At 36.1% G+C, this 21224-nt stretch carries 13 protein-coding genes; 11 read left to right on the top strand and 2 right to left on the bottom strand.

What is annotated here, in order from left to right; all coding sequences use genetic code 11:
• Nucleotides 1-7 precede the first annotated feature (7 nt).
• Both BLR79_RS03615 and recU read right to left on the bottom strand, forming a co-directional pair.
• Nucleotides 8-2512 carry a transglycosylase domain-containing protein gene (locus BLR79_RS03615; protein WP_092084955.1) on the bottom strand — a complete coding sequence of 835 codons (2505 nt, stop codon included), beginning with the start codon at nt 2510-2512 and terminating at the stop codon, nt 8-10.
• 16 nt (nt 2513-2528) lie between these two features.
• Nucleotides 2529-3131 (bottom strand): Holliday junction resolvase RecU, encoded by a 603-nt coding sequence (gene recU, locus BLR79_RS03610; protein WP_092084953.1) that lies wholly within the window; start codon nt 3129-3131, stop codon nt 2529-2531.
• 216 nt (nt 3132-3347) lie between these two features.
• Between recU and tig the strand changes: the two genes are divergently transcribed.
• The 11 genes from tig (at nt 3348) to BLR79_RS03555 (ending at nt 20903) form a co-directional block, all read left to right on the top strand.
• A complete protein-coding gene (gene tig / locus BLR79_RS03605) occupies nt 3348-4628 on the top strand; it encodes a trigger factor (RefSeq protein ID WP_092084951.1) in 1281 nt (426 codons plus the stop codon).
• A 97-nt stretch (nt 4629-4725) separates the two neighbouring features.
• On the top strand, nt 4726-5994 hold the full coding sequence (gene clpX / locus BLR79_RS03600; protein WP_092084949.1) for an ATP-dependent Clp protease ATP-binding subunit ClpX: 1269 nt from the start codon (nt 4726-4728) through the stop codon (nt 5992-5994).
• Nucleotides 5994-6575: a ribosome biogenesis GTP-binding protein YihA/YsxC gene (gene yihA / locus BLR79_RS03595; RefSeq protein ID WP_092084947.1), complete on the top strand. Its 582-nt coding sequence runs from the start codon at nt 5994-5996 to the stop codon at nt 6573-6575. Before clpX ends, yihA begins: the two co-directional genes overlap by 1 nt.
• 13 nt (nt 6576-6588) lie before the next feature.
• On the top strand, nt 6589-8457 hold the full coding sequence (gene dnaG / locus BLR79_RS03590) for a DNA primase (RefSeq protein WP_092084945.1): 1869 nt from the start codon (nt 6589-6591) through the stop codon (nt 8455-8457).
• A 22-nt stretch (nt 8458-8479) separates the two neighbouring features.
• Nucleotides 8480-9616, top strand: a complete 1137-nt coding sequence (gene rpoD, locus BLR79_RS03585) for an RNA polymerase sigma factor RpoD (RefSeq protein WP_092084943.1) — start codon at nt 8480-8482, stop codon at nt 9614-9616.
• Between the two features lie 69 nt (nt 9617-9685).
• Entirely contained in the window at nt 9686-10399 is a 714-nt protein-coding gene (locus BLR79_RS03580) for a tRNA (adenine(22)-N(1))-methyltransferase (RefSeq protein ID WP_092084941.1), read from the top strand.
• Complete coding sequence (locus BLR79_RS03575) at nt 10389-11201, top strand: Nif3-like dinuclear metal center hexameric protein (RefSeq protein ID WP_092084939.1); 813 nt, start codon at nt 10389-10391, stop codon at nt 11199-11201. The genes BLR79_RS03580 and BLR79_RS03575 overlap by 11 nt, the downstream gene beginning before the upstream one ends.
• Nucleotides 11202-11204: 3 nt before the next feature.
• On the top strand, nt 11205-12443 hold the full coding sequence (pepT, locus tag BLR79_RS03570) for a peptidase T (RefSeq protein WP_092084979.1): 1239 nt from the start codon (nt 11205-11207) through the stop codon (nt 12441-12443).
• 17 nt (nt 12444-12460) lie between these two features.
• Nucleotides 12461-16018, top strand: coding sequence for a PD-(D/E)XK nuclease family protein (locus BLR79_RS03565; RefSeq protein WP_092084937.1), 3558 nt, complete (start codon nt 12461-12463; stop codon nt 16016-16018).
• Nucleotides 15996-19865, top strand: coding sequence for a helicase-exonuclease AddAB subunit AddA (gene addA / locus BLR79_RS03560; RefSeq protein WP_159427583.1), 3870 nt, complete (start codon nt 15996-15998; stop codon nt 19863-19865). Before BLR79_RS03565 ends, addA begins: the two co-directional genes overlap by 23 nt.
• A gap of 18 nt (nt 19866-19883) precedes the next feature.
• Nucleotides 19884-20903, top strand: a complete 1020-nt coding sequence (locus tag BLR79_RS03555; protein WP_092084933.1) for a PTS sugar transporter subunit IIC — start codon at nt 19884-19886, stop codon at nt 20901-20903.
• Nucleotides 20904-21224 lie beyond the last annotated feature (321 nt).

Below are 21224 nucleotides of genomic sequence, written 5' to 3'. Positions count from 1 at the left end.
TCTTTTTTTAGGTTGTAGTATTTTCTTGTCTAGAAGGTCCTTCATCTGTGTCTTCTTTATCTTCTTTATCTTCTTTAGGTGGTTCTTGTTCATGGTTTGGCTCTTCATCCATATCTTCAGTGGGTAAAGACTCTTCGATGGAAGAAGCATCTTCGACGGGTTGTTCATCCATAAAGCGAATAGTTAACGTCAGGACTAAATCATTAGAAGCTCTTGAACCATCCGTGATTCGTAATCTTAACTCATAATTACCATCAAATGAGACAGGAATAGCGACAGCTGTTTCCGTTCCTGAGTAATAAAGAGAGTTGTTGACGTAGAGCTCATAGTATGTACCCGGTTCTAGGGAGCCTGCCCATTCAGCAACGATTCCTTGTTGGTGATCATCATAGTTCGCATCAAAATAAGTAGGATCGTTTAGTTTTTCAAATTGCTTAGATACTTCCTGAGGAGTCGTTCCTTTAACAAATAACTCTTTTGATTTTAAGTTTTCAGGGGTTCCGCTACTTGGTAATTGGAGCGGTGAAGTATATTTTTCAATAGTTTCTTGTTCTACGGACTCAGGGCGTCGCCAATCAGATGAAGTAACATTTTTCATTAAATAAGTCATCATTTCTTTATAGATAACTTGAGAAAGGCGCGCTTCTTCTAAAGTTAAATAATGACCAGGAGCAAATGGATCATCATAACCCACCCACGTCACCATAGCATAATGAGGAGTATACCCTGCATACCAACCATCTGGTGCAGCAAAGACTTCATTTGTTACTCCGAGTCGTTCTAATTGTTCAGATGTGTAATTGGTCGTTCCTGTTTTACCGGCTTGAATGAGTCCAGCGATTCGTGCTTCTGGAGCGAACTCTCCGGGAACTTCTTTTAACATATCTGTGACCATATAAGCAGTAGAGTCTTTCATGGCTTGACGCGAGACAGGTTCAATAACATGCTCGGTTCCCGCTGAAGAGATAACTTTTTTAACCGTTAAAGGCTCATTATACTGACCGTAATTGGATAAAGTAGCATAAGCGGCGGTAAGTTGAATGGGTGAAATCTCCCCACCAATGGCGTTAGATTCAACGAGTTCCTTTTGATTATTGTTAGTTAAGTGAATATCCATTTTTTGTAAGAAAGCATAAGCATTATCTAAGCCTACTTCCTGTAACATTTTTAAAGCAGGAATATTACGCGATCCGACGAGAGCTTCTCGTAGAGTCATTTTGCCTTCATAGCGATAATCATAGTTTTCTAACGTTTCGCCACTTGAGTAAGAGTACTCTTCATCAACAACTAGTTGTCCAGTAGAGTAATTTAAAAATTCAATTGCTGGACCGTAATCGATTAGAGGTTTAATGGTTGATGCGACACTTCGGTGATTGGACGTTGCGCGGTTAAGACCTAAATAAACATCTTGTTTTCTTCCTCCAATAATCGCACGAAGTGCGCCAGTTTTGACGTCAACGACTGCAGCGGCTGTTTGCATCTCGTCATTTGGAAACTTGACCATTGGGTTTTCGTTGACTGTTTCATATAAATGAGTTTGAGCGTTTAAATCTAAGTTTGTGTAAACTTCGACCCCGTCTGTAAAAATATTCAGCTGGGTTTTTTCTTGAACTTCTTGACTCACTTTTTCTAAATAAGCATCGATAATTTTATCTTGCTTATTCATCGTTGATTCTTTAATTTCAACGAGTTGAGATTCAATTGATGTATTAATAGCTTCGTCGTATTGAGCTGAGGTAATGATTTGTTTGTCTTTTAAGATAGACAAAATTAAATCGCGACGTTCTTTTGCTGCTTGAGGGTAGTTATATGGGTCGTACTGGCTAGGTGCTTGTGGAATTCCAGCTAATAATGCCGCATCCGCAACAGACAGTTCATCTAGATCTTTATTAAAAAAAGTTTTTGCTGCTGTTTTAGCTCCGTAAGTGTTATTAGAATAGAACAATTTATTTAAGTAAAAGGTTAATATATCATCTTTAGAGTATTTTTGTTCTAATTGTAGTGATAACCATGCTTCTTGAGACTTTCGTTCAATGGTTTGATCTTTAAAATCAGTTGAAAAGACTGACAGTTTAACAAGCTGTTGGGTAATGGTACTTCCACCTTGGGAGATAGCACCTGATTTAAGGTTGGCGATAAAAGCTCCTGCAATACGAATAGGGTCAACCCCGTTATGGTCATAAAAACGATTATCTTCAACGGCTAAAACAGCTTCTTTTAATAAGCTAGGAATTTCATCTTTAGTCATTAAATCCCGGTTTTGACTCCCTAATTCTTTAATGAGCTGATGATCTTTATCATATATTTTAGAAGCAACTTGTCCGATTAAGTCTTGTTTTGTTAAGTTAGGCGCTTTAGCCGCATAATAGCCAAATACACCCGCTCCCGTAACAATTAAAATAAAAAAGACCATAATAAGTGCAATAATTATTTTTTTAAAAGATTTTTTCCATGAATAGCTGGTTTGTTTCTTTTTATATTTTTGTCTTTCAATTCGACTTCCTGTGTTCATTTAAACACCTCATTTATTATTTTAAATCGTCTAAATATTGATCGAGGGCATGCAAATAATCAATCATAGGAAAAGCACCTGTAGGGCACGCATACCCTTTTTCTTTAATAAATTCATAAGGAATACTTTTAGCCGTCTCTTTTGATAAAAACTCCATTAAGTATTCATAGGGTAATAAAAAGATCTCTTGATGAACTTTAAAAGAAAATAAGACAAACGCAATCCCACCATGTTCGAGACATTGTTGCATATGAGTGCGTTGGTGAAGTGGTAAGTTTTGAAGGGGAAAACTTGTTTTATTGGTAGTTTCTTTAGCTTCAAAATCAACGTAGTAGCCTTTATAAACGCCGTTATAATCTGTAGTAGATGCTTGGCGATAATAAGCTTCTGTAATTTTAGCAGCACTTCGGCGTGGATAATCCACTTGTACGACTTGAATAGGGGTTGGTTTTTTGTGAATAATTGCTTTGTTTCTTGTTAAATAATAATGGTTGCTTTCATTGATACGTCCTTCTAAAGACATTCCACGACTTCCATATTGAATGTTTCTTTTAGGTCGTTTAGCTGAATTTAATGACGTATTTCTTCTTAGACCATGTCCTGAAGGATAGCGGACCAATTCAAACACACTCCTTTGAATGCAGAATACTTACTCTAGCATACCATATTCTTGTGTCAGTTCTGTGATATTTATATAAAATTTAAAACAACACCGTTTCTGTTTCGAAATAAACGTATAGCGATATTAAGTAGGCAATAGGTTTACAAAACTAAGGAAATGGGTTAAAATATAAAAGTATGTAATATTGAAATCATGTGGAGGTTTTATTAAAAAATGACAACTAAATTTGAAAAACAAAATGCTAATGAAGGTTTATTAACCTTTGAAATTCCAGTAGAAGACACAAAGAAAGCTTTAGATAAGGCGTTCAATCGTGTAAAAGGTAATTTATCTGTACCTGGATTTCGTAAAGGAAAAGTTCCACGCCAAATTTTTAATAACATTTACGGCGAAGAAGCTTTATATCAAGACGCATTAAATGATGTTTTAGCACCCGCTTACGCTAAAGCGGTCGAAGCAGAAGGATTAGAGGTTGTAGCTGAACCTTCATTTGATATTGTTTCAATGGAAAAAGGCCAACCATGGGTATTAACAGCTCAAGTCGTCACAAAACCAGAAGTAAAACTAGGTGACTATAAGAACTTAACGATCGAAAAACAAGACCGTGAAGTGACCCAAGAAGATGTGGATAATGCATTAGAAACACAACGTCAAAACATGGCTGACCTTGTCATTAAAGACGGCAAAGCTGAAGAAGGCGACACAGTTGTCATTGACTTTGAAGGTTTCTTAGGTGATGAAGCATTTGAAGGCGGCAAAGGAACAAACCACTCATTAGAGTTAGGATCAAACTCTTTTATTCCAGGATTTGAAGAGCAATTAGTTGGCACTCAAGCAGGAGATGAGGTAGACGTTAAAGTAACCTTCCCAGAAGAGTACCATGCGGAAGAATTAGCTGGAAAAGAAGCTACATTTAAAGTAACAGTTCACGAAGTTAAAACGCTTGAGTTACCAGAGTTAGATGATGAGTTTGCTAAAGATGCTGATGACGAAGTAGAAACTCTAGATGAACTTAAACATAAACTTCGCGTTCAATTAGAAGAAGCTAAAGAACAAGAAGCGAAAGGAGCAGCAGAAGATGCAGCGTTAAGACAAGCTGTTGAAAATGCTGAAATTGTTGATTTACCTCAAGTAATGGTTGATGAGGAAATTGAGCGTCAAATTACGCATTTCTTAAACAACTTAAAACATCAACAAATTAGCGAAGAGCTATATTATCAATTAACAGGTACTTCACGCGATGATCTAAAAGAACAATTCGCTGAAGAAGCTGACTTACGCACTAAAACTAACCTTGTATTAGAAGCAATTGTTAAGGCAGAAAACATTGAAGTGTCTCAAGAAGACATGGATCATGAAATTTCATTATTATCTGCACAGTACGGCATGGAAGAAGATCAAGTTCGTCAATTCGTAACTAAAGATATTTTAGAAGCAGACATTAAAATGAAAAAAGCAATGGAATTAATTGTTGAATCTGCTGAAGAAAAATAATTGATGATAAAAATTAAGAAAGAGGGATTGCAAGTACGGATAAAAAACTTGCATCCCTTTTTATTGTCTATTTTAGAAGTAAAGGAGAGATGAAAGAATGAGCAAACGACAACCAGACTCTCACACGATTTCATGTTCGTTTTGCGGGCGTACTCAAGATGAAGTGTATAAAATCATTGCAGGTCCTGATGTTTTTATTTGTGACGAGTGCGTTGATTTATGTCAAGAGATTATTTCTGAAGAGAAAAATCGTGAGTTTACAGCTGAACCAATGACCTTACTCACGCCAGTAGAAATTATGAACAAGTTAAATGATTATGTTATCGGACAAACTCAAGCTAAAAAAGCACTGTCTGTAGCAGTCTATAACCACTACAAGCGAATTAATCATAATGAACGAGAACTCGTTGAAGAAGACGATATCGAATTACAAAAGTCTAACATACTATTAGTTGGTCCAACGGGTTCAGGAAAAACGTTTATCGCTCAAAGTTTAGCTCGTTTATTAAACGTTCCGTTTGCGATTGCTGATGCAACGACCCTAACTGAAGCAGGTTATGTAGGCGAAGACGTTGAAAATATTATTTTAAAACTTGTTCAAGCAGCAGACTATAATATTGAATTAGCTGAGCGAGGCATTATCTATGTCGATGAGATTGATAAAATAGCTAAAAAGAGCGAAAATGTTTCAATTACTCGCGATGTGAGTGGTGAAGGCGTCCAACAAGCGCTTCTTAAAATTTTAGAAGGAACGACTGCAAGTGTGCCACCTAAAGGAGGACGTAAACATCCCGGTCAAGATCTAATTACGGTAGATACATCTCAAATTCTCTTTATTGTAGGAGGAGCATTTGCTGGAATTGAAGATATCGTTAAAGAACGTTTAGGCCAGCGAGTTATTGGTTTTGGCAATACGTCGCATTCAATCGATGAAGAAAATGATTTAATGGCACAAATTACGTCAGAAGACCTACTTAAATTCGGTCTGATTCCAGAATTCATCGGGCGCCTTCCGATTACCGCAACGTTGAGTAAACTCACCCAAGAGGAACTGATTTCGATTTTAACAGAGCCTAAAAATGCATTAATTAAACAATACCAAAAATTATTTGCATTAGATGATGTAAAACTAGAGTTTAGAAAAGATGCGTTAGAAGCGGTGGCTCAGTTAGCCATTGAACGGGATACAGGTGCACGAGGTTTACGTTCAATTTTAGAAGAAATTATGATGGATATTATGTTCGAAGTTCCGAGTCGCTCTGATGTCAGTCGAGTTGTCATTACTAAAACAAACGTATTAAAGAAAACAAAACCGACGTTTTATGATTTAGATAATAAACGAATTACAAAGGATAAGGATAACTAATGCAAGTTCATGACGCAAAGTTAGTAATTAGTGCAGCTGAACCTCATCAATACCCATCAACTGACTTAGCTGAAGTCGCTTTATCGGGACGTTCAAACGTGGGTAAATCCTCTTTTATTAACAAAATGATTCAACGAAAGGGACTAGCTCGTACCTCTAGTCAACCAGGAAAAACACAAACGTTAAACTTTTACGAAATTAACGAAGCTTTTCGCTTCGTGGATGTACCTGGATATGGATATGCTAAAGTGTCAAAAAAAGACCGTGTTAAATGGGCTAAAATGATCGAAAAGTATTTAACAACACGGGATAATTTAGAACTTCTTTTATTGTTGATGGATTTTAGGCATGCACCTACGGCATTAGATATCGAAATGAAAAACTACGCTGAGTCATTAGATATACCTTATGCCATCGTTTTAACTAAAATGGATAAAATAAAACGTAGTCAATATCCAAAACACTTGTCTATTTATAAAAAAGCTTTGGATTTACCGACTGTTGATGCACTGTTTCCAGTTTCTTCAGCGACAGGAGAAGGTTTAAAAGACGTATGGTCAATTGTTGAAGAATTTATCTAAAGGGTGAGTTAAGATGGCTTTTATACCTCCACAAAAAATAGAAGAAATACAGCAAAAAACAGATATTACGCAAGTGATTGGGAAATATACCCGTCTTAGTCAATCAGGTAAAAACTTTGTTGCTTCTTGCCCATTTCACGAGGATCGAAATCCATCTTTTTCCGTAGACAAAGCTAAGCAACTGTATCATTGCTTTAGCTGCGGCCGTGGCGGAAATGTTTTTAACTTTTTACAAGAAATAGAACATATTAATTTTGTGGAGGCCGTAAAAAGGGCAGCGGAAATAAGTCATGTGCCTTTAGACGCTGAATATTTACAAGAACGTCCTTTGAGCTCACAAGATATTTTAAAAAAACGGTTATTATTAATTCATCAAAAAGTGACCGACTTTTATTGTTATTACTTACAAGGAACTCAAAATGGTGTTGAAGCTTTGGACTATTTAACAAAGCGACAATTCACTCAAGAGACGATGGAAAGTTTCCAAATAGGGTTAGCACCTCATTCTTCTAAGATACTTGTTCAAGTATTGCAACAAGAAGAATTTACAACAGAAGAATTAATTGAATCTGGCATTTTTTATTTAAACAATGATAATGAACTGATTGATCGTTTTCGAGGTCGAATTATCTTTCCACTTCGAAATGTTAATGGAGAAGTAGTAGGATTTTCTGGGAGAGTTTATGAACAAACATCTGATTTGCAACAAGCTAAATATTTAAACTCACCCAATACAGCGATCTTTAATAAGTCTCATCATTTATTTAACCTAGATAAAGCAACACCTACTATTCGTCAAACTAAACAAGTACTAATTGCTGAAGGGTTTATGGATGTTATTGCGCTTCATCAAGCCAAAGTTGAAAACACAGTGGCAACGATGGGAACAAGTCTGTCTTCTACTCATTTACAACGTTTAGAAAAGATCGCTTCAGAAGTAGTATTGATTTTTGATGGGGATAAAGCAGGCCAACAAGCAACAGATAAAGCGTATCAATTAGGTTTAAATTACGATAAATTGACCTTTAAAAATATCACGATTCCTATGAAAATGGATCCTGACGAGTGGATTAAAGAAAAAGGTGTCGAAAGTTTTCAAGCTCTGATTCATCAATCAGATGATATGTTTTCATTTTATGAATCCTTTTGGCAAAAAGACTTTGATTTATCAATTCAGCAAGAGCTCGCGCAATATATTGAACGTTTATTGGTGTTAGTCGCTCAAGTGAGTCAATCAGCTATTGAAGTTGAATTGAAAATTCAATCCATCGCTCAAAAATATTCGATTCCTGTCGAAACATTAATGCAAACTTATCAAACAATCCAACTTCCACTCGCTCAATCAAATGCTAAGGAAAACCTCCAGCAACCTAAAAAGACGGTCAGCAAATTAAGTACCGCTACAAACTTAGTCTCAGGGGACGTGACCTTAAGATCGAAAGCGGCATTTTTTGCGGAAAAACAAATTTTATTTTATTTAATCTACTATCCACAAGCTTGGGAATATTTAAATGAGCAGTTTAATGGAATACCTTTTATCTTAATCCATGAACATAGCCAATCACTTTACTTTATTCTAGAAGAAGCTTATTATAATAAGCACAATCCTGTCCAATTACCGATGACGGAATTGGATCAGAAAATCAACGATGAAACGTTAAAGCAATTGTTTATTTCCATTAGAAATGAATACCAACCGCTAGGGTTTGTAAAAGAAGTGATGTCTGATTGTTTAACCGTATTAGACCGTGAGTTTATTCAACTGGAAATCGATGAGTTAAGACAACAAGCCAATCAACTTGCAAAACTAAAGCAATTACAAGAAGCAAGCGAACTTTATCGACAAATTCAAGACAAAGTGATTGAATTAAAGTCGCTATAATATTTAAAAGGGGGAGTCTACTATGTCAAAGAAAGTTCAAGATAATCAATCTAAACAAGCACTCACTCTATCACTAGAAGACGCAACAAAGAAATTGATTGCTGAAAAGAAATTAGTCGGACAAATTCATTATGATGAATTAACGAAACAAATAGCGAGTCCTTACGAATTAGATGCTGATGGAATGGATAAATTAATCCAAAAAGTAGAAGATCAAGGAGTCGCTGTTGTCGGAGATGACGGGGGTCCAACTCGCCAACAAATGGTTCGTCAACAAGATCAAGTGTCAGCGGCCGAACTGGCTGATCAACAGGCCGCTTCTACACGAATGAACGTAAGTGACCCTGTTCGGATGTATTTAAAAGAAATCGGCCGTGTAGATTTATTAACGGCCGATGAAGAAGTGGAATTAGCTATTCGTATTTTAGATGGCGATGAGCTAGCTAAACAAGAACTTGCGGAAGCGAACTTACGATTAGTTGTCTCCATCGCTAAACGTTACGTTGGGCGCGGCATGGCCTTTTTAGACTTAATTCAAGAAGGTAATATGGGACTTATGCGTGCAGTGGATAAATTTGACCATACAAAAGGATTTAAATTCTCTACTTATGCTACATGGTGGATTCGCCAAGCCATTACACGTGCGATTGCCGATCAAGCAAGAACGATTCGTATTCCGGTTCATATGGTTGAAACGATTAACAAATTGGTCCGAATTCAACGTCAATTACTTCAAGATTTAGGTCGTGAACCGACACCAGAAGAAATTGGTGCCGAAATGGATCTACCAACTGAAAAAGTACGAGAAATTCTAAAGATTGCTCAAGAGCCCGTCTCACTAGAAACACCTATCGGTGAAGAGGATGACTCTCACTTAGGTGACTTTATTGAAGATGAAGGAGCCATGAGTCCAGAAGACTTTACGGCTTCGTCTTTATTGCGAGAGCAATTAGAAGACGTATTAGATACATTAACTGACCGTGAAGAAAATGTCTTACGCCTACGTTTTGGTCTAGATGATGGAAATATCCGTACATTAGAACAAGTAGGAACTGTTTTTGGAGTAACAAGGGAGCGTATTCGCCAAATTGAAGCGAAAGCTTTACGCAAACTTCGTCATCCAAGTCGATCTAAACAATTAAAAGACTTTTTAGAATAATACTTTAAACCGGGTCTCCTGGACGAGTGCAAAGACTCGTTTGGACCCGGTTTTTTTGGAGGTTTTTATATGATTCAACTAAGTCCGCGTCTACAACAAGTGGCTCAATATGTTCAACAGTATGCACCACAGAATGAAGTCGTGTTATGTGATGTAGGAAGTGATCACGCTTATTTACCGAGCTATTTACTATTAAATAACCATATTGCTAAAGCAATTGCTGGAGAAGTCGTTGAGGGCCCTTTTAGAGCTGCGCAAAAAATGAAAGAAGCCTACTCTTTTAAAGATCGTTTAAGTGTCCGTTTAGGAGACGGTCTTTCTGTTATCAAAGAAAATGATCAAGTAAATGTAATTACTATTTGTGGTATGGGAGGCGTTTTGATTCGAGATATTTTAAATGAAGGGCAACAAGCTATTAAGCCCAATACTCTCTTAATACTGCAACCTAATATGGCGTCTAATCATGTAAGAAAATGGATTAGTGATCATGAATCAAGTATAATTGATGAAATTATTGTCGAAGATCATGGTCGGTTGTATGAAGTTATTGTGGCAATTTATCAAAAGTCGGGACCTAAATTGACCTACAATGAAGAGTTGTTTGGACCGATTAATTTAAAGAAACAAGATAAATATTTTGTCACCTATTGGTCTAATGAATTAAATAAATTAAAAAATGTCCAACAACAAATGACCCACTCACAACAAGTGGATGAAGATAAAGTCATTTACATTAAAGAACGCATTAAATCGATCGAGGAGGTTTTATTGAATGACGATTAAGTTAAAAGATTTAACACAAAAATTAACCGAATTATATCCATTAGATATGGCTCAAGAATGGGATGAGGTGGGACTTCACTTTGGTGGCTTTGACCGCTCGGTTCATAAAATATTAACTAGTTTAGATTTAACGATGGCTGTAGTCGATGAAGCCATTGAAGAAGGAATCGATACGATTATTGTACACCATCCGCCACTTTTTAAACCTATTAAGCGATTTGATTTAAGTAGTCCAGAAATTAAACTTTACGAAAAAGTGATCAAAAATGATCTGAACGTCTACGCACTACATACGAACTTAGATCAAGCACATAACGGGATGAACGATTGGCTAAGTGAACAATTACAATTAGAAAATATTTCATCTTTTTATGAAGATACGAAGGATAATTTACCTACTTTAGGACGAGTAGGCGAATTAACACAGCCCCTTACTCGTCAAGAAGTACTAGAACATATCGCTAAGGCCTTTGATTTACAAACTTTTAAAATTATGGAAAAAGAACCTCAATCCACTTACCAACGCATTGCGATTATCGGAGGATCAGGAAGTTCTTTAATGGAAGAAGTGAGTTTATCTCAACCGGATATTTTTATTACGGGAGACATCACTTTCCATACAGGTCAAGCTTTATTAGAAGAGTCTTTTATGACAATTGATGCAGGGCATTATATTGAACATATTTTTAATACTAAAATGAATGAAGTTATTCAAAAAATTATTAATGATCAAAATTGGCCATTAACTTGTCAACCAAGTCAAAAGAGCTCTAATCCATTTGAAGTATATAAAGGAGATTAAATGATGAAACAATTATTTGAAGAAACAAAAGAACGCTTAATTCGTTACGCTAAAATTAATACTCGTTCTGATGAACGGAGTGAAACAATTCCTTCAACAAATCGTCAATTAGATTTATTATATTTATTAAAAGAAGAATTAGAAGAACTCGGTTTAGAAGATGTTGAATTTAACAAGGAAAATGCCTTTGTAACAGCAACCCTTCCTTCGAATATCGATCATTCTGTACCGACAATTGGTTGGATTGCCCATGTGGATACGGCAGACTTTAATTCTGAAAACGTCAAGCCACAAGTCATTGAAAATTATAACGGTGAAGCTATCACATTGAATGAAGAACAAAATATTGTGATGGATGCAAATATGTTTCCTAATTTAGCAAACTATAAAGGAGAAACACTCATTACGACTGACGGGACGACGTTACTAGGAGCTGATGATAAAGCAGGCATTGCTGAAATTATGACGGCGATGCATTATTTAATGCGTCATCCTGAAGTACCCCATGGTAAAATTCGTGTCGCCTTTGGTCCAGATGAAGAAATTGGACGCGGGGCAGATCGCTTTGATGTAGAAAGCTTTGATGCTGACTTTGCTTACACAATGGACGGCGGGGTCGTTGGCGAATTACAATACGAAAGTTTTAATGCGGCTGCTTGTAAAGTAACTTTTAAAGGACAAAATATTCACCCAGGAACAGCTAAAGGTCTCATGATTAATGCGGTCACTTTATTAAATCAATTTATTCAAGCATTACCACAAAATGAAGTACCTGAGATGACGAGTGATTATGAAGGGTTCTTCCATGTGATGGAGATTGATGGAACTGTTGATGAAGCTCACTTGTCTATGATTATTCGCGATCATGATCGAGAGTTATTCGAAAAAAGAAAACAGCTAGTGAAAACTATTGCTGAAAAAATGAATGCATCCTTTGAAGAAGAACGGATCAGCTTAGAAATGTTCGATCAATATTACAATATGAGAGAAATTATCGAACAAGATATGTCGATTGTTAATTTAGCAGCAACGGCCATGAAAGATTTAAATATTGAACCGATTATTGAACCGATTCGCGGTGGAACAGATGGTTCAAAATTAAGCTTTATGGGCTTACCTACACCAAATATTTTTACCGGTGCTGAAAATATGCACGGTCGTTATGAATTTATTGCTGTTGAGTCAATGGTTAAAGCAACTCAAGTTATTTTAGAAATTATCAATCAAAACGCTTTATTGTAAATTTAAAGGAGACGATTATGGGGACATTACAAATTATTACAGGGGATGCCCGTGTTAATAAAAAAGAGCCGATGATTCAAAAAGCGCTTGAAATAAAAAAAGAAAACCCCCAAGCAACTATTTATTATATTGTACCCGATCATATGAAGTTTGAAATGGAGACCTATGTTTTAAATCAACTCCAACAACTTCAAGGCCAAACTCAGTCAGCAATGCTTGATATTCAAGTAGTTAGCTTTACTCGCCTGGCATGGTTTATGATGCCACCTTCTTTACATCATTTTTTAAACTTGTCACAAACCGGCATCACGATGCTCGTTCGTCAGCTTTTACTTGATTTAAAAGAAGAGCTGATCGTTTTTCAAGGTCAAATTAACTATCAAGGATTCATTCAAGAGTTAGTGACGCTCTTGAATGAACTATATGAGGGCCGAGTTCTTCCTGAAGACTTAACTCCTCAATTTGTTAAAGAAAATAAACAAAGCGAAGAAGAGCCGATTATTTCAATGGATGAGCGCAAATTAGCTGAACTTCAATTAATTTATCGTCACTTCCTAACAGCGATGGAGACGATGAATTTGTCTCAGTACCGACTGATAGAACAATTTAAAGAGTATTTAAAAAGTCAAGGATCTTTAGCTCACCACTATCTATTTGTCGATCATATGTATGCTTTTAATGCAGAAGAAATGGAGTTACTCTTGTGCTTAATCGAACAGTTTGAAAGTACTTGGGTCACTTTACCTTTGACTCATCAAGAAGCGACAACACTCGACTGGCAAGCGCGAGTAGATGTCCAAAAAGAAACCTATCAACGACTAAAAAGTCTGGCCCAAGAACACCAAATCAACGTCTTGCCTGATTGGAATATTGCGACTCCTTTGTGGGATTACTCCCGCGATATTTTAACTGTAGCTGATTACTTTAAGTCATCCTATCAAGGAAATCACAAACTTACTTCTGTGGAGTTGAATGACCCTTTTGAGTTATGGACTTGCGACTTACCTCAAACAGAAGTAAAAGAAGTAAGTCAACGTATTCGTCAATTAGTGATGTTAAAAGGATATCGCTATCAAGATATACTTGTTGTCATGCGTAACTTAGACGATTATCAACATATTGTCGGTCCTTATTTTGAGGAAAATGATATTCCTTATTTTTATGACCACCAGCGTCTTATGATCAATCATCCTTTAATGACTTGGTTAGAAGGGGTCTTGAATTTAAAAAGATTCCATTGGCGTCATGAAGATATTATGAATGTATTAAAGTCTTCTGTTTTTTGTCCGGAGTATACTTACCATCAATTTGATCGAAATTATCTACTTAATCGCTTAGAAAATTGTATGTTAGCCAATGGATATGACGGCTTTCGTTTTTACTCGTCTGATTATAAGTGGGATTTTTTAGAAGGCGATTTGTTATTTGATGAATACCAATCATCGACCTTAACAACTTGTGAGGTATTAGAAGACTATCGTTTAAAAGTATCGAATATTTTACTTAAATATTTAAATCAGTGGGATGAGCCGATGACCGGCCAACAGGCTAGTCAATGGTTATATGAATTATTAGTAAATACAAAGGTTCAGGCTCGTTTAATTAAATTACGAGATTTAGCTATTGGAGAAGGGCGAGTTCAAGAATCCCTTCAACATGAACAAGTTTGGGATTTATTAATGAATTTACTGGATGAATTCCATCTTTTATATGAAGATCAGTTGATGGATTTTGAAACGTTTGTGAGTATTTTGATGAGTGGCGTGGAAGAAGGAAAATATTTAACAATTCCACCGACGATGGATCAAGTAACCATTACTAACATCGAAAGTCCACGGGCAAGGCCTTATAAGATTTGTTTTGTTCTAGGAGCTAATAGTAAGCAATTGCCACTAGTGTCAGAACATACATCGATTTTAACCCCTCAAAACCGCGAGATGATTAAAGAACAATTGACCTCTGAACAATATTTGCCAGATATGGACCAACAAAATGCTAACTTTGAAGTTTTTAACTTTTACCAATTATTGCTAGCGGCAACCGATCGATTGCATATATCCTACAGTATGAATAACAATGATACACCCCAGACTTTATCTCCTTATGTGGAATTATTAACGAGAGATTTTAATTGGCAAACCTATGTTTATTCAAGTGGGTTATATGAACGTCACCAATGGCTAGGCAGATATACGACTTATTTGCCTTATTTAATGCAACGCATTCGTGAAAGCTATGAAACAAGTAGACCATTGTCACACACAACGTATGAATTAGTTCGTCATTTAAATCAACTACCTAAGAAGCAAAAGCAGCCGACGCTTAGATCATTGGTAGATCAGTCGTTTTTTGCTTCTCCATTACCAACATCTATTGAACCTCAAACAGCACAACAGTTGTACGGCGACAATTTATTTTTATCTGTCTCTCGAATTGAACGATTTTATCAAGATCCTTTTAGTCACTTTTTATTATACGGACTACGTTTACAGCCGCGAGAAATTTTTGAAGTTAACCGAATAAAAACTGGAGACTATTTCCATGACTTTATGGATCATATTTTTCAACGACTATTACAACAACCGACTGATATGACCCAATTAACGGATCAACAAATGGATCAATTGATTGGCCAAATGGTCGACCAGTTTCAACAAGAGACAAAGTATCATCTTTTTTATAGTCATCCAAGAATGACTGCTATTCGAAAGCAAATGGATCAACGATTAAAAGACTTCCTATACTTTACACTTGAACAATTTAAGCGAATGAAAGGGCAACCTTTATTAACTGAAGCGTTATTTGGTGTAGGTCCTGGAGCGTTAAGGACATTGGAGTTTCCTTTATCTACTGGCGGAAAACTATCGCTAACAGGAAAGATCGACCGAATTGATCAACTGCAAGTGGACAATCAACCTTACTTACAAGTGGTTGATTACAAATCAGGTCATAAAAAATTCGACTTACAAGATGTATATTACGGCTTAGATTTACAAATATTAACGTATTTAAGTATTGTTATGGAAAATTATCCTGAAAGTCATCCTTTAGGAGGTTTTTACCAACCTATGTTACATGGATTTATGGAAGCGACTTTAGAAGACGATCCTTTCCAAAAAACGTTAGATTCTTCTAGAAGATTACAAACTAACCAATATCAAGGGTTTGTAACCGTAGATGCGAATACAATTAAACAAGTCGAAGGTTTTGGTGAAGGAAGTGGGCGCAGTTTTATTTATCCGGTTAGTTATACTAAGTCTGGTGTGCGTAAAGACAATCTAGCCTTTACGTTAGAGCAGTGGGAATTATTAAAAGAGTATGTCTTTTATTTATTCCAACAAGCAGGTGAGCGTATCCAATCAGGTGATATTGAACTGATGCCATTTATTGATGAAATTAGTTATACAACGTCCTTGCAAACAGATTATCGAACGATTTCTGGTTTTGATGCGACGCAAAATGCTCATCAATATAAATACAAAACGATTAGTAATAAACTCGATCCTGTTTTAAAAGCGATGAGTGATCAGCTAAATCAAAAGGAGGAAAATGATGGCCAATCTAATACCCATTAAACCTGACAATGCTCGATTTAATGATGATCAGTGGCAAGCGATTCATCAACGAGGCAGCAATATTTTAGTCTCAGCTTCAGCAGGTTCAGGAAAAACGACGGTGTTAATTGAACGATTATTTAATCACCTAATGACTGAATTCGCCTCTGTTGATGAACTGCTTGTCGTGACATTTACTGAAGCGGCCGCTGGTGAGATGAAAGAGCGAATGGAAAGTAAACTAAAAGAAATGATCAATCAGACGGCTGATGGTAAGACAAGACAATATTTAGTCGAACAATTAAGAAAACTACCGACCAGTCATATCCGCACTTTACATAGCTTTTGTTTACGAGTCATTGAGCAATTTTTTTATTTAATTGACTTTAATCCTTCTTTCAAGCTAATGACCGATGAAACGCAAAAAGCATTAATGTATCAAGAAGTTTGGCATCAATTAGTTGAAGAGGAAACCTCTCACCATTTAGATAGATATATGAATCTTTTAAGTATCTACGGAGAAACAGTCAATGATGAAGCGCTATTTAACTTAATTGTCTCACTTCATCATTTTGCTAGTTCTCACCCTGAACCTAATGAATGGTTAAAGACTGTAGACAATCTTTCTAGAGATTTCGAACACTTTACTAATAGTACACTTTATCAAGACGTTGTTTACCCTAATTTAAAGTCAAGACTTCTTATTTCCTATCAATTATTAGCCCATAGTTTGGATTTACTAAAGTCTTGTCAAAGTGAAACCGTCGAAAAATACGAAGGGCTTTTATTAGCTGAACAACAACAAGTAGCAAACTTATTAGAACACTTAGCGGCAGGAGACTTAAAAACGGTCTTTAACGAGGCTCAAACACTTTCTTTTGGTCGCTGGCCGTCCAATCGCGATAAAGAATCGAGCGACTACGAAACAATTCAAGAGATGAAAAAATTAAGAGACGACGCTAAAAAGAATGTAGAAGATAAAATAAAGCCTATTTTTGCTTATTCTTATGATCAAACCCTTGCGGTGGAAAAACAAGTAGCGCCTATTTTAAAAGATTTAGGCCAACTAACATTAACTTTCCGCAAACTATTATGGGATTACAAAGTAGAAAACAATGTGATCGATTATAACGATTTAGAGCATTTAACGTTAAATATTTTAGCTCCTTACGATGAACAGACTAAAAAAAGAACGGCTAGTCCTGCAGCCTACTATTTTCAGCAATTATTTAAAGAAATTTTAGTTGATGAATATCAAGATATTAACGATATTCAAGCAGCCATTCTTTATTGGTTATCAAAAGAACCGACCGGTCAATCGGGAAACATGTTTATGGTAGGAGACGTTAAGCAGTCTATTTATCGATTTAGAATGGCTGAGCCGAGCTTGTTTTTACAAAAGTACGACCAATTTAGTCAAGGCAAAGGCGGGCAGCTAATTGTCTTAGATACTAACTATCGTTCTCGCGATGAAGTGTTACAATTTACGAATTTTATTTTTGAACGAATTATGGATCAAGAGTTTGGAGAAATGAATTACGGAAAAAATGAAGCTCTTGTAACAGGGAACCACCAATTTCAACCTTCCGCTCCAGATTCTAAATTTAATGTTCAGTTAAAGTTGCACGTTCCTTCTGTTGAGAAGTTAGAAACTGGTCAGTGGAATACAGCAGTGGAATATCAAAGTCATTTGATTGCTCAAGATATGCTACAAAAGGTTCATCATAAAGAACTCATTTATGATAAAAAAACGCAACAAATGCGTCCCGTTACTTGGTCTGATTTTGTTGTCTTAAGTTCAACGCGGGCGCCATTTTTAGCTTTGCAACGAGCGTTTGAACATTATAATATTCCTATCGTATCTCAAAAAATTGAAAATTATTTCCAACGTCAAGAAATTCAATTGATGATTGCTTTATTAAAAGTTATCGATAACCCACTACAAGACATTGCGATGGTTGCGGTATTGCGTTCTTACTTTGTCGGTTTAACGGATGAACAATTAAGTCGGATTCGCATTCATCAAAAAAACGGTCTTTTTGTGGAAGCTATGGAACGGTATTATCACGATAAAAAAGATCAACTACTAGATGAAATCGAACGTGATACGATAAATAAATTAGCTTATTTTATGGACCAGTTAAAACATTGGCAAAAAACAAATCAAGAAAAAAGTCTCGTTGATTTAATTTGGTTAATTTATGAAGAAACGTTTTATTTAGATTATGTCTCCGGTTTAACGAATGGTGCTCAGCGTCTAGCTAACTTACATGCCTTTTATGAACGTGCGGAAGTATTTGAAGGAATGAAGTTCAAAGGGCTTCTAGGGTTTATTCGCTATATTGAAGAAGCGCTGGCTCATGATAAAGATTTATCCGAGCCGGTATTAATGGAAGAAGATTTACAAGCAGTTCGTTTGATGACGGTCCATGCAAGTAAAGGGCTAGAATTTCCGATCGTTTATTTAATGAACATAGAAAAAGGTTTTAATTTAAGAGATATCCATCAAACAACCTTAGCGTCTAAAGACTATGGGCTAGCTTCTCATTATTTAGATGTCAACAGGCTATTAAAGTTTAGATCCTTTTTAAAAGAATCCTTTGTGATGGAGGAAATTCGTAAAGAAAAGGCAGAAGAAATGCGTAAACTGTATGTAGCTCTTACGCGGTGCGAACAACAACTTATTTTAGTAGGAACCATTAAAGATGAAGACACTTGGGAAGATAAAAAAGATCAAATTAATCAAATGACCCCTAAAGGTCAAAAACAAGTCGCAACTTATTTAAGAGAAAGTGCTAATAGTTGGTTAGACTGGATTCAACAAGGAATTAGTCTGACGGATATTCACCCACAAAGCGTGGCTTCCTTTAACTTAAGTCAGTTAGATGAAGAATACATTGATGAACAGTCCATTGAAACGATTTATAATAGCTATCATTCGACGACGCAACAGTCTAAAAAAGAGTGGGTGAATGAATTGTTTCAAGAGTTTAGTGACTACACCAAACAACAACAAACACCATTGAATAAAGAATTAATGACGCTTTTAGAAAATTCTTATTCTTTTGATCTAGCCACTAAGACGTCAAGCTATCAATCAGTTTCCGAATTAAAACGTCTTTATGAAGAGCCGATGATTGATAAAATTCAATTTTTTGAAGATCGCCGGAATTTGTTGAATGAAGAAAATGATCAACTCCAAGCGATTCGTTATACGGAAGATACATTCGCTCCGCCTCAATTTATGCAAGAAAAAAGAACAGACGCTGCCCAAAGAGGAACAATCACACACTATTTTTTACAGCTACTGAATTTTGAAGCGTTTCAAAAGGTTGAAGTTAAAGATTACGAAAATCAACTTAAAGATCAATTACAAAAAATAGTTGCCAAAAAAGAGTTAACGAGTGAGCAGGCAAATCAAATTTCTTTAGATGGAATTGTTATGTTTTTACAGTCTCATTTAGGTCAACGGATTATTCATGCACCTCACCAACTGCAAAAAGAACAAGCCTTTTCTTATTTATTACCAGCACGAACTATTTTTAAACATCAAATAAAAGATCATATATTAAACCAATTAGATGATAATCAATTGTTAGTTCATGGAATTATTGATGGCTACATAGTAACGTCAAAAGGCATTATTTTATTTGATTATAAAACTGACCGGTATCGTTCTAATTTCGATCGTCAATTTCAAATCGATGATTTAATTAAAAAATATCGTTTTCAGTTAAGTCTTTATGCTCAAGCATTAGAAACAGCCCTTCATCAACCAGTATTAAAAGCATACTTAGTGTTATTAGATTTTAACAAAGTGATTGAAGTGGACTCTCTCATTGAATTGACTACTCAACCGAATGAATGATGAAAGAGAGGTTACTCTATGAAAAAATTTATGAATAAAAAAGGCGTATATCCATCCCTTAATTTATATTTTATTGATGCGCTAAGTGCGATGGCTCTTGGTTTGTTTGCATCTCTTTTAATTGGAACGATCATTAAAACGCTAGGAGATCAGTTTCATATAGCGATGCTTTCAGAACAAATTTGGCCTATCGCCCAACAAGCGACTGGAGCAGCCATTGCTGTGGCGATTGCTCATCGTTTAAATGCGCCTTATTTAGTTCTCTATACATCTGTAGCCGTCGGGTTAGCAGGGTACGAACAAGGTGGACCCGTGGGAACTTTTATTGCGACAATTTTGGCCGTTGAAATAGGTAAACTAATTAGTAAAGAAACGAAAATTGATATTATTGTCACTCCGTTTGTTACTTTAATCATCGGTTTTTTGGTTGCAGCTGTATTTGGTCCAATATTAAATAAAGTGATGGTTTATTTAGGGGAAGTTATTATCCTTGCGACTCACCAACATCCTTTTGTTATGGGAATATTAGTCTCTGTTATTGTTGGAATGGTATTAACATTACCTATATCTTCAGCAGCTTTATGTATTATGTTAAATTTATCGGGAATCGCTGCAGGAGCGGCTACGATTGGATGTACTGCTCAAATGATTGGTTTTGCGGTCATTTCTTATAAGGATAATGGATTAAATGAATCCCTGGCGCAAGGGCTAGGAACGAGCATGTTGCAAGTGCCTAATATTATCCGAAATTGGAAAATTTGGGTTCCTCCTACTTTAGCCGCAGCTATTTTAGGACCTATCGCCACAGTATGGATGCCAGTAGAAAATACACCTTTAGGAGCTGGTATGGGATCGAGTGGTCTAGTAGGGCAAATAAGTACTTTTCAAGCAATGAAGGGCACCTATTCACCTGGAGTGATCTTTTTATATCTTTTAGTCGTACATTTTATTTTACCCGCAGTATTATCTTATGTCTTTTATCGCATTTTATTAAAACAAGGAGCGATTAAAGCAGGAGATATGACCCTGATTGATTGAGTTTTTACTATCTCGATTGTCAATTTAAGTTAGAAATTTCTACACTATATTATGAGTGATTGAACTTGGTGACATACTTGTGCTAACCACCTTAAACAACTCCCTTCATCAAGCTCCTGGCTGGTCAAGAGGAAAAGCGCTAGCGACTCTTGAGGAGTCAGGTGCTTGATGAAACCATATTTCTTAAGTGGTTGGCATAATATCCAGGTGTTTGATCCAAAAGATGGGCCAAGAAAACCTCCAGGGGAGTGTAGTAGTTAAGAGATTTACGTGGAATGATATTTCGCTTGAAGGTTACTTCCTTAAGAAAGTCTTCATCTA

The sequence above is a fragment of the Dolosicoccus paucivorans genome, assembly GCF_900100125.1.
GTDB lineage: Bacteria > Bacillota > Bacilli > Lactobacillales > Aerococcaceae > Dolosicoccus > Dolosicoccus paucivorans.
This window is presented reverse-complemented; position numbering and strand designations above follow the sequence as displayed.